At 69.9% G+C, this 11,161-nt stretch carries 8 protein-coding genes; 4 read left to right on the top strand and 4 right to left on the bottom strand.

Translation table 11 applies throughout. From position 1 onward, the window contains the following. Positions 1–2,283: an NADP-dependent malic enzyme gene (locus GH266_RS13335; protein ID WP_158194261.1), complete on the bottom strand. Its 2,283-nt coding sequence runs from the start codon at positions 2,281–2,283 to the stop codon at positions 1–3. Between the two features lie 324 nt (positions 2,284–2,607). Between GH266_RS13335 and mutS the strand changes: the two genes are divergently transcribed. Continuing rightward, on the top strand, positions 2,608–5,265 hold the full coding sequence (mutS, locus tag GH266_RS13330) for a DNA mismatch repair protein MutS (RefSeq protein WP_209001647.1): 2,658 nt from the start codon (positions 2,608–2,610) through the stop codon (positions 5,263–5,265). 7 nt (positions 5,266–5,272) lie between these two features. Here mutS and GH266_RS13325 read toward each other — a convergent pair whose 3' ends face one another. Beyond that, the gene (locus tag GH266_RS13325) at positions 5,273–6,178 is read right to left on the bottom strand and encodes a methylated-DNA--[protein]-cysteine S-methyltransferase (RefSeq protein WP_425329570.1); all 906 of its coding nucleotides are present in this window, start codon (positions 6,176–6,178) and stop codon (positions 5,273–5,275) included. Between the two features lie 215 nt (positions 6,179–6,393). On the opposite strand from GH266_RS13325, the gene GH266_RS13320 reads away from it, so the two are divergent. After that, complete coding sequence (locus tag GH266_RS13320) at positions 6,394–8,208, top strand: VHL beta domain-containing protein (RefSeq protein WP_158194259.1); 1,815 nt, start codon at positions 6,394–6,396, stop codon at positions 8,206–8,208. A gap of 40 nt (positions 8,209–8,248) precedes the next feature. Here the strand turns inward: GH266_RS13320 and GH266_RS13315 are convergent, their stop codons facing one another. Continuing rightward, positions 8,249–8,818 carry a DUF2244 domain-containing protein gene (locus tag GH266_RS13315; protein WP_158194258.1) on the bottom strand — a complete coding sequence of 190 codons (570 nt, stop codon included), beginning with the start codon at positions 8,816–8,818 and terminating at the stop codon, positions 8,249–8,251. A gap of 22 nt (positions 8,819–8,840) precedes the next feature. On the opposite strand from GH266_RS13315, the gene nth reads away from it, so the two are divergent. After that, positions 8,841–9,629, top strand: coding sequence for an endonuclease III (gene nth, locus GH266_RS13310; protein WP_158194257.1), 789 nt, complete (start codon positions 8,841–8,843; stop codon positions 9,627–9,629). A gap of 90 nt (positions 9,630–9,719) precedes the next feature. Here the strand turns inward: nth and irrA are convergent, their stop codons facing one another. Next, positions 9,720–10,139, bottom strand: coding sequence for an iron response transcriptional regulator IrrA (gene irrA, locus GH266_RS13305; RefSeq protein ID WP_342354271.1), 420 nt, complete (start codon positions 10,137–10,139; stop codon positions 9,720–9,722). 378 nt (positions 10,140–10,517) lie between these two features. Here irrA and fabA point away from each other — a divergent pair, with 378 nt between their 5' ends. After that, a complete protein-coding gene (gene fabA / locus GH266_RS13300; RefSeq protein ID WP_158194255.1) occupies positions 10,518–11,078 on the top strand; it encodes a 3-hydroxyacyl-[acyl-carrier-protein] dehydratase FabA in 561 nt (186 codons plus the stop codon). Positions 11,079–11,161: the final 83 nt, after the last annotated feature.

Below are 11,161 nucleotides of genomic sequence, written 5' to 3'. Positions count from 1 at the left end.
TCACGTCACGTTGTAGGCGGCGATGGCCGCCATGTTGACGATGTCGCTGTCCTTGGCGCCGATCGGCAGGATCTGCACCGGCTTGTCGAGGCCGACGAGCAGCGGGCCGATCACCGTCGAGCCGCCGAGCTCCTGCAGCATCTTGGTGGAGATCGAAGCCGAGTGGAACGCCGGCATGACCAGCACGTTGGCCGGGGCCGTCAGGCGGCAGAACGGATAGGCCGCCATCTTGTCCATGTTGAGCGCGACATCGGCGCCCATCTCGCCGTCATATTCGAAGTCGACGCGGCGCCGGTCGAGGATCTTCACCGCCTCGATGACCTTTTCCGAGCGCTCGCCGCGCGGATGGCCGAAGGTGGAATAGGCGAGCATGGCGACGCGCGGCTCATAGCCGAGGCGGCGGGCGACATGGGCCGCCTCCTCGGCGATGTCGGCCAGCTCCTCGGAGGTCGGCATGTCGATCACCGCCGTGTCGGCGACCAGCACGGTGCGGCCGCGGCACAGGGCCAGCGACACGCCGATCACCCGGTGGCCGGGCTTGGTGTCGACGACGCTGCGGACCGTGTCGAGGGCGACCGAGTAGTTGCGGGTGAGGCCGGTGACCATGGCATCGGCATCGCCCCGCGCCACCATGATGGCGCCCCAGTAGTTGCGGTCGTTGTTGACCAGCCGCTGGCAATCGCGCAGCAGGTAGCCGCGGCGCTGCAGGCGCGCGTAGAGATATTCGGCATAGTCGGAATTGCGGGTCGACAGGCGCGCATTGAGGATGCGGATGCCGCCGCGCTCCAGGTCGACGCCGGCGCTGGCCGCGACCGCGCGCACCTCGTCCTCGCGGCCGATCAGGATCGCCTCGCCGAGCCCTTGCGCGACGAAGCTCGCCGCCGCGCGGATCACCGGCTCCTCCTCGCCTTCGGCGAAGACGACGCGCTTGGGCTGCTGGCGCACCTTGGAGAAGATCCGCTGCAGGGTGCCGGCGACCGGATCACGCCGGGCCGAGAGCTGGTGGCGATAGGCCTCCATGTCGACGATCGGCCGGCGGGCGACGCCGCTGTCCATCGCCGCCTGGGCCACCGCCGGCGGAATGGTGGAGATCAGGCGCGGATCGAAGGGCACCGGGATGATGTATTCGGGGCCGAACTTGGGACGGTTGCCGCGATAGGCGGCGGCGACCTCGTCCGGCACTTCCTCGCGCGCCAGCGCGGCCAGCGCATGGGCGCAGGCGACCTTCATCTCGTCGTTGATCGTCGTCGCCTGCACGTCGAGCGCGCCGCGGAAGATGTAGGGAAAGCCGAGGACGTTGTTGACCTGGTTGGGATAGTCGGAGCGGCCCGTCGCGACGATGGCGTCGTCGCGCACGGAATGGGCCTCCTCAGGGGTGACTTCCGGATCCGGGTTGGCCATGGCGAAGATGATCGGGTTCGGCGCCATCGCCCGCAGCATGTCCTCCGTCAAGGCGCCCTTGGCCGACACGCCGAGGAAGACGTCGGCACCCTTCATCGCGTCGTAGAGGCTGCGCGCGTCGGTCTCCACCGCATGGGCGGACTTCCACTGGTTCATGCCTTCCGTGCGGCCCTGGTAGATCACGCCCTTGGTGTCGCAGAGGATGACGTTGTCATGCGGCACGCCCATCGCCTTGATCAGCTCGATGCAGGCGATGCCGGCCGCGCCGGCGCCGTTGCACACCACGCGGGTGGTGGCGAGCTCGCGGCCCGTCAGGTGCAACGCGTTGATCAGGCCGGCGGCGGCGATGATCGCCGTGCCGTGCTGGTCGTCGTGGAAGACGGGAATGTCCATCAGCTCGCGCAGGCGCTGCTCGATGATGAAGCAGTCCGGCGCCTTGATGTCTTCCAGGTTGATGCCGCCGAAGGACGGGCCGAGATAGCGCACGGCGTTGACGAAGGCGTCGACCTCCTCCGTGTCGATCTCAAGGTCGATGCTGTCGACGTCGGCGAAGCGCTTGAACAGCACCGCCTTGCCTTCCATCACCGGCTTGGAGGCGAGCGCGCCGAGATTGCCGAGGCCGAGGATCGCAGTGCCGTTGGTGATCACCGCCACGAGATTGCCGCGCGTGGTGTAGTCGAAGGCGCGGGACGGATCCTCGGCGATGGCACGCACGGGAACGGCAACGCCCGGCGAATAGGCCAGCGACAGGTCGCGCTGGGTCGCCATCGGCTTGGTCGGGGTGATCTCCAGCTTGCCGGGGCGGCCCTGCTGGTGGAACTGCAATGCCTCCTGATCGGTAAAACTGACGTTGCTCTTGCCCGATTTGTCCGTCGTCGGCATGCGGTTTCCTCCAGATCATTGCGCCGTCACGGCGGCGGACGCAGACCATATCCCCGGAGGATTCAAGGCTCAAGCCGAGTTGGCGGCCGGGGTCAACAAAGCGGGGAGGACCTGCGGCGGGGGACGTGCAGGCTCTTCCGTCCCGGACGCCGCCGCATTAGGGTCTGCCGCATGGCCGACGACATGCAGATCTCCCACAGTACAGCGCAGCTTCGCGAGGGCGGGGACGCCCCCGCGCCGGACAACGCCGGCGCAACAGCTCCCTTGCCGGACAACGCCGGCGCTACGGCGCCTGCACCTGACCTTTCCGCCATGACCCCGATGATGGCGCAGTATATCGAGATCAAGACGGCCAACCCCGATTGCCTGCTGTTCTACCGCATGGGCGACTTCTACGAGCTGTTCTTCCAGGACGCGGAAGAGGCCTCGCGGGCGCTGGGTATCACGCTGACCAAGCGCGGCAAGCACCTGGGCGAGGACATCCCCATGTGCGGCGTGCCGGTGCATGCGGCCGACGACTACCTGCAGAAGCTGATCTCCCTCGGCTTCCGCGTCGCGGTCTGCGAGCAGACCGAGGACCCGGCGGAGGCGAAGAAGCGCGGCTCCAAATCCGTGGTGCGGCGGGAAGTGGTGCGGCTGGTGACGCCCGGCACGCTGACCGAGGACCGGCTGCTGGAGGCGGCGCGCAACAACTTCCTGCTGACGCTGGCGCGGGCACGCACCGGATCGCTGGAGGACGAGGCGAGCTATGGCCTGGCCTGGGCCGACATTTCCACCGGCGCCTTCCGCGTCGCCACGAGCGATGCACGGCAATTGGCCGGCGATCTTGCCCGCATCGACCCGCGCGAGATCATCGTCGCCGACGTGCTGCTCGACGATGCGGAGCTGCGCCGGCAGCTGGCCGAGACCGGGGCGGCGCTGTCGCCGGTGCCGCGCAGCCTGTTCGACGGGGCGACTGCCGGCGACCGGCTGGCGCGCTATTACGGCGTTGCGACGCTGGAGGCCTTCGGCAGCTTCTCGCGGCTTGAACTGACGGCGGCGGCAGCGGCCATCGCCTATGTGGAGCGCACGCAATACGGCGAGCGCCCGCCGCTCGACCCGCCCTCGCACGAGGCGACCTCGCGGCGGATGCTGATCGACCCGGCGACGCGGGCGAACCTGGAGCTGATGCGCACGCTCGCGGGAGACCGCGCCGGATCGCTGCTCTCGGTGATCGACCGCACCGTCTCCGGTCCCGGATCGCGGCTGCTGGCCGCCCGGCTGGCCGGCCCGCTGACCGAGGTGGAGGAGATCCGCAAGCGGCAGGACGCGGTGGCGCGGCTGGTCGGCGACACGTACCTGCGCGAACGGCTGCGCGAACGCCTCAAGGCCGTGCCCGACATGGCGCGCGCGCTCTCGCGTATCGCCATGCAGCGCGGCGGCCCGCGCGACCTGCTGGCCATCGCCAGCGGCCTGGGTGCGGCGCGCGACATCGCCGGCCTCTTCGCGGATGCGGGCAGCGAGGGCGAAGAGATCGGCGCGGCGCTGGCGCGGATCGCGGCGGCCCCGGCGGAGCTTGCCGGCGAGCTGGAGCGGGCGCTGGTGGACGAGCCGCCGCTGCTTGCCCGCGACGGCGGCTTCGTTGCCGAGGGCTATCTCGCCGATCTCGACGAGCTGCGGCGGCTGCGCGACGACAGCCGCAAGGTAATCGCCCAGCTGCAGGGCGCGCTGACCGACGAGCTGGCGATCCGGGCGCTGAAGATCAAGCACAACAACGTGCTGGGCTGGTTCATCGAGGTGCCGGCGACCCATGCGGAGAAGCTGACCGCCGATCCGGCGCGCTTCATCCACCGGCAGACGATGGCCGGGGCGATGCGCTTCACCACCACGGAACTCGCCGACCTGGAAAGCCGCATCGCCAATGCGGCCGGGCGGGCGCTGGCGCTGGAAAGCGAGGTGTTCCGCCGGCTGTGCGAGGCGGTGATCGGGGCGGGCGATGCCATCAAGGGCGCCGCCGACGGGCTGTCGGTGCTGGACGTCGCGGCGGGGCTGGCGCATCTCGCCGAGGCGGAGAACCAGTGCCGGCCGGTTGTCGACGACAGCCTGGCCTTCGACATTCGCGGCGGCCGGCATCCGGTCGTCGAGCAGGCGCTGAAGCGCGAGGGCGGCGGGAGCTTCGTCGCCAACGACGCGGATCTGGGGCCGAGCGAGGGCGAGGCGGGCGGCCGCATCTGGCTGATCACCGGTCCCAACATGGCCGGCAAGTCGACCTTCCTGCGGCAGAACGCGCTGATCGCCATCCTGGCGCAGATGGGCGCCTTCGTGCCGGCGGCCTCGGCGCATATCGGCGTGGTCGACCGGCTGTTCTCGCGCGTCGGCGCGGCGGACGATCTGGCGCGCGGACGCTCGACCTTCATGGTGGAGATGGTCGAGACGGCGGCGATCCTCAACCAGGCGGGCGCGCGGGCGCTGGTGATCCTCGACGAGATCGGACGCGGCACATCGACCTTCGACGGGTTGTCCATCGCCTGGGCGGCGATCGAGCACCTGCACGAGATGAACCGCTCGCGGGCGCTGTTCGCCACCCACTATCACGAGCTGACCGCCCTGTCGGGCCGGCTGCCGCGACTGACCAACGCGACGGTGCGGGTGCGCGAGTGGCAGGGGGACGTGGTGTTCCTGCACGAGATCGTCGCGGGGGCCGCCGACCGATCCTACGGCATCCAGGTGGCGAAGCTTGCCGGCCTGCCGTCCGTGGTGATCGAACGGGCGAGGGCGGTGCTGGCGCAGCTGGAGGAGCAGGACCGGCGCGCGCCGGGGGAGCAGCTGATCGACGACCTGCCGCTGTTCGCCGCCGCAGCGCCGAGACCGAGCGCACCGGCCGCGAAACCCGCGCCCGATCCGGTGCTGGAGGCGCTCGACGCCATCGACCCGGACGACCTGACGCCGCGCGCGGCGCTGGAGGCGCTCTACAAGCTGAAACAGGCGCGCAAAAAGACCTGAGCCGCCTTTACACGCTTTCCAGCACGGGGCCGGCGAGCCCGGCCTCCCAGCCGAGGATCGCGCGCTTGCGCGTCAGGCCCCAGTGATAGCCGCAGAGCTTGCCGGTGCTGCCGAGCACCCGGTGGCAGGGCACGACGAAGGAGATCGGATTGCGCCCGACCGCCCGGCCGACGGCGCGCGAGGCGGTCGGCTTGCCCAGCCGCTCGGCGATGTCGCGATAAGTGGTGGCGCGGCCGAGCGGAATGCGCAGCAGGGTCTCCCAGACGCGGATTTCGAAATCCGTGCCGATCAACACCACCCGCAGGGGCTGTTCCGCCGACCATTGCGAGGGCGCGAAGATGCGCTGCGCCATCGGCGCGGTGAAGGCCGTGTCCTCGACATAGGCCGCGCGCGGCCAGCGGCCGGTCATGTCCTCCAGCGCTGCGCGCTCCTCGCCCGGATCGGCAAAGGCAAGGCCCGCAAGGCCGTGCTCCGTCGCCATGACCAGCGCGAGGCCGAAGGGCGAGGGGTGGAAGCCGTAGCGGATCTCGACGCCCTCGCCGCGCGCCCGGTAGACGCCGGGGGTCATCGCCTCGTGGGTGACGAAGAGATCGTGCAGGCGGGCCGGGCCCGACAGGCCGACCTCGTAGCTGGTGTCGAGCACGGTGGCCGACTGCCGCAGCAGGGCACGGGCATGGTCGAGGGTGATCGCCTGGACGAACTGTTTCGGCGTGATGCCGGCCCAGCGCGAGAACACCCGCTGCAGCTGGATCGGGTCGAGGCCGGCTTCCGCGGCGAGCGTCTCCAGCGCCGGCTGGTCGCGCCAGGTCTCGGTGATCACCTTGAGGGTGCGGCGGACGATATCGTAATCCTTCGCCGCCTCGGGAAGCTGTGCTGCAGGCACCGCCGGCAGGGCCTCTTCCATGTTGCGCATCACCGTCATTGCCGGAACTCCCGTCACGCTCGCTGTCCGTTCGCTGATGAAAGCATCATCACGAACCCGGGAGCCTAGTCGCGGGACACGCGCATCGCCACCCGATTTGCGACGGCCGGGCAGGGAGGGGCCGTCTTGCTTCGGTCAAAAACGCGGGCCACTGTGCGGCGCTGAACGGCGCCCTCGCGCCGATTGCGAAGAACACGGACCTGCCGATGCACCAGTTTCGCCCCGTTGCCTGCCTGTCAGCTGCCCCCCTGCCCGCGAGCCGGCGCCTGCCGCGTGCGGGTATTGCCGTCGGCCTGGCGGCGCTGATCGCCGCCCTGCTGTCGCCCCTGCCGGCCCCCGCGCAAGGCAGCGGCGAGACGGCGGGAAGCGGGTCCGGCCAGCGCGTGCAGCGCCGGCTGGTGATGATCCAGACCGACGACGACACCGCGATCCGCGAGGTGGAGATGGACGGCAAGGCGATGCAGGTGCGCCGCCGGGCCGAAGCGCGCGTCTTCGTCGAGGTGGAGGGCGATGCCAAGAACGACGGGCAGATCGACTGCCGGCGCTCGCTGCGGCTGGTGCTCGCCGACGGGCGGATCCTGCGCGACGAGGTCGACATCTGCGGCGACTGGAAGGTGACGATGGCGACAAAGGGCGCCGCGTCCAGCCAGGCCGATGCGGGTGCGCGCGGCGTGCGCCAGGCCGTGCCGTCCGGTGCAGGACCGAGCGCACCGCCGCGGGCCGGCGGCGTCCGCCGCCCGTCCGTCGACGGGAGCGCGGAGGACGGCTTGCGCGGCAGCCGCGACGAGGCGCAAGCCGCCCGCGAGACCCCCGCGACCGCCGCCGAGGACGCGCAGACGCGGCAGGACGAGGCGGCGGCAACCGCGCAGGTAACCCAGAACGGAGACCAGGACGAGGCGCGCGACGTCGATCCGCCGCAGGACCTGGCCGGCGTGCAGCCGGGGCTGCCGCTGTTCGAGGGGCGCAACTGGTATGTGGAGGACCTGGGCGGCGACCGGCTGCAGCTGGTCTACGGCCTGCGCCAGACCGACGACCGAGCACTCCGGGCCAGCTGCCAGCGCGGCTCCAACCGGATCGAGATGCAGCTTGCCGCAACCGCCGACCCGCTCGCCGAGAACCAGCAGATCGCCGTGCAGCTGTCGGCCCGCGACGTATCGCGCAGCTACACGGCGCGCGGGTCGAGCGCCAACAACGAGGCCGGCCAGTCCGAGCCGGTGGTGACGCTGACGGCCGACGACCCGATCTGGACCGGCATGATCCGCGGCGAGACGCTGGATGTCGGCATCGCCGGCAACTGGCGCTACAAGGTGTCGCTGTCGGGCAGCGCCCAGCCGGTGCGCAGCTTCCAGCAGGCCTGCGCCACCCCGGCCCCGGTGGTGGCGGCGCCGCAGATGACGCGCGGCCTGCCGGTGGCGGGCGGCAGCGGCGGCATCAGCTGTTACGAGGAGGGCGACATCGCCTCGGTGCCGAGCGACCGGCCGGCCCGGATGATCTTCGTCAACGACCGCAACCGGCCGGTGATCGTGCACTGGCTCGACTTCGACGGGCTGCGCCAGACCCAGGCCGAAGTGCCGCCGGGCGGGCGGATGATCCAGGACACGCTGGCCGGGCACCCCTGGCTGGTCTCGAACCTGCGCGGACGGTGCCTCGGCATCTATCTGGCCGGCGGGGGCACGCGCACGGTCACGATTCCCCCGGGCATGGCGGAGGCGGAACCGGCCCCGGTCTACCGGCCGGCGCCGCCGCCGCAGTTCCTGCCCCCGGAACCGCTGCCTTCCGGCGACGTGCTGCCGCTCTCCTACGATTGCGACAGCGGCGCCTATCTCGACGTGACCATCGACAATGCCCGCCGCACCGCGACGGTGCGCGAGCGCGGCCTGTCGCCGGTGACGCTGCCCGACCGGTCGGGCGGCGGCGGCGAGCTGAACTATGTCGGGCGGGGCTATGCGCTGACCGGCAGCGGCAACACGGTCACCTGGCAGCGGCCGGGCATGCCGCCGCAGTTCTGCCGGATCTTTTGATCCGGCAGCGTGCCGCCGCTGCAGAACGGGAAAAAGGCGCTCAGGCCGTTGCCGGCAGGTCCGGCTGCGGGCCGCCGGCCTTGGCCAGTGCGACCGCGCGTCGCAGGGCGCCGGCAAAGCTGGTGCGGTCTTCCGGATTGAGGAAGCCGCCGATGTCGACCGACATGCCGCGGGCGGTCAGCGTGATGCGCACGACGCCCTCGTCCTCCTCCTCGCGCACATCGAGGCGCGCCCAGAACGGATTGCAGGAGTAGAGTTGCTCGCGGCCGGAGGCCAGCACCTTGCGGATGCGGATTTCCGTGCGCGAGACCTGCACCTCCTCGAACGCCCGCGCCGCCCGGTAATTCCAGCGGAAGGCGAAGAAAATCAGCAGGATATCGAGGCCGAGAAAGCCGAAGACCGGCCAGGCGCCGAGCGACAGGAACAACAGGCCGGCGGTCAGGCAGATGGCGCAGACCACGAGCATGAGGATGCGGAAGCCCGCCGGCCCGAGCGAGCGGTAGGGCGTCAGCAGCGCCGCAAAGAAAGGCGCATCCGGATCGGCCTGGACCGGATCGGAAGCAAGGTCTTGCGGATCGGGCCGCTCGGTTTTCGGATTGCCGCTCGTCATGAGCGGTGATTATAGAGGAGGAATGACCGCGAACCAGCCCGATCCCCGCAAGTCGCGCAAGCCCGCCGCACCGGCCGCCAAAGCGGCTGCTGCGAAGGCCGCCAAGGCGACGAAAACCGCCGCCGGGCCGAAGGCGGCCAAGCCCCGCCGCACGGCGCGCCCGCGCTACAGCAAGGACGAGCTCTACGCGATCTTCGCGCGCTTCCACGCCGCCAATCCGGAGCCGACCGGCGAGCTGCACTACGTCAATCCCTACACGCTGCTGGTTGCCGTGGCGCTGTCGGCGCAGGCGACCGATGTCGGCGTCAACAAGGCGACGCGGCCGCTGTTCGAGACCGTCGACACGCCGCAGAAGATGGTGGAGCTGGGCGAGGACCGGCTGCGCGAGGCGATCAAGACCATCGGGCTCTTCCGCAACAAGGCGAAGAACGTCATCGCCCTGTCGCAGCTGCTGATCGACCGCTTCGGCGGCGAAGTGCCGCAGGACCGGGAGGCGCTGGAAACGCTGCCCGGCGTCGGGCGCAAGACCGCCAACGTGGTGCTGAACATCGCCTTCGGCCAGCCGACCATCGCGGTCGACACGCATCTCTTCCGCCTCGGCAACCGCATCGGCGTGGCGCCGGGCAAGACGCCGCTGGAAGTGGAGACGGCGCTGGAAAAGGCGGTGCCGCGGGAATTCCTGCTGCACGCCCATCACTGGCTGATCCTGCATGGCCGCTACATCTGCAAGGCCCGCAAGCCGGACTGCGAGAAGTGCCTGATCGCCGACCTGTGCAAGAGCCCGGAAAACACGCGCCGCCAGGCTGCCTGATCCGCGCAGCGAAAAGCGCGGGCGCCATGCCCGCGTTGCAGAGGTCTTGAAACTGTCGGGAAATCGGGCAGCAGGCCGGGCCGGGAAGGCTCAGTCCTTGCGGCGCAGGCGGATCACCACGTCGACGCGGACGATCTCCATGCCCTCGGGCGCCTCGGGAAGCCGGGCCATCGACACGCCGGAGCCGGGAATGTCGACCACCTTGTTGTCGCCTTCGATGAAGAAGTGGTGGTGGTCGTCGGTGTTGGTGTCGAAATAGGTCTTGGTGCCCTCGACGGCGACCTCGCGCAGGAGGCCGGCCTCGGTGAACTGGTGCAGCGTGTTGTAGACCGTGGCCAGCGACACCGGAACGTCGGCGGCTTCCGCCTCTTCGTGCAGAAGCTCGGCGGAGATGTGCCGGTTGCCCCTGGAATACAGGAGCTCGGCCAGCGCAACGCGCTGTCGGGTCGGCCTCAGGCCGGCCGAACGAAGCATTTCCTGTACCTCACGATGCCGGTGCAGTTCGCCCACGTCTTCCCGCTCGCTTTCCGTTCTCGTTGCATCCCGGTCCGCCGGGGACCGCCATTGCGGGCGCCTTCGGCGACCCTCGCCAGAACCCTGCCGCACCGTTCATGTGGGGACTGCCCCCACCGGCACGCAAGATCCATGGCAGTTTTCTGCCACGGATCGCGCCTGATTTGCAAGCTTCGCCCTGTCCGCGGCCGCCAAGGTGCCGAGGAAAAGGGTCAAAACGACGGCCCGAACGCGCGCTGCGGCCGGAAAATGTGGCAAGCCGACCTAAAGGAGTGCGAAAAAGCTCATTCCGGGGGCCACTTCACGGGTTTCCGGAGCGCAAGATGCTATGTTAGTAAGCGCGGCAGAACCAGATCCCGGTCCGGCGGGGCGGCCATGACGGCCGTCTTGCGCATACGGGACAACCGATCAACCTGCGGGAATGGGAAGAACGTGCGGCAATCGAGCTACTCCTACGATGAATTGCTTGCCTGCGGACGCGGCGAGCTGTTTGGCCCCGGAAATGCGCAGCTGCCGCTTCCGCCCATGCTGATGTTCAACCGCATCACCTCGATCTCCGAGGATGGCGGCGAATACGGTCAGGGGCAGGTCCGCGCCGAGCTCGACATCCGCGACGACCTCTGGTTCTTCCCCTGCCATTTCCATGGCGACCCGGTCATGCCGGGCTGCCTGGGCCTCGATGCGCTGTGGCAGATGACCGGTTTCTTCCTCGGTTGGCTCGGCGAGCCGGGCCGCGGGCGGGCGATTTCCACCGGCGAGATCAAGTTCTCCAAGATGGTCACCCCGGAAACCAAGCTCGTCGAATACGGCGTCGAGCTGAAGCGCGTGCGGCGCGGCCGCCTCGTGCTCGGCATCGCCGACGGCTGGCTGAAGGCGGACGGCGAGACGATCTATCAGGCCAAGGACCTGAAGGTCGGCCTGTTCAAGACCGAGTAGGACCCGACGCGGGCGATTGATCGCCGGCGCGGCAGCGCCTATCTGGTGAGGGCATGCCCGGCCGCACAGGCGGCCAGGCGCCC

Origin of the sequence: Stappia indica (assembly GCF_009789575.1) — a bacterium.
Taxonomy (GTDB): Bacteria; Pseudomonadota; Alphaproteobacteria; order Rhizobiales; family Stappiaceae; genus Stappia; species Stappia indica_A.
The sequence above is the reverse complement of the archived record's forward strand: the minus strand, read 5'-3'. Positions and strand labels throughout refer to the sequence as shown.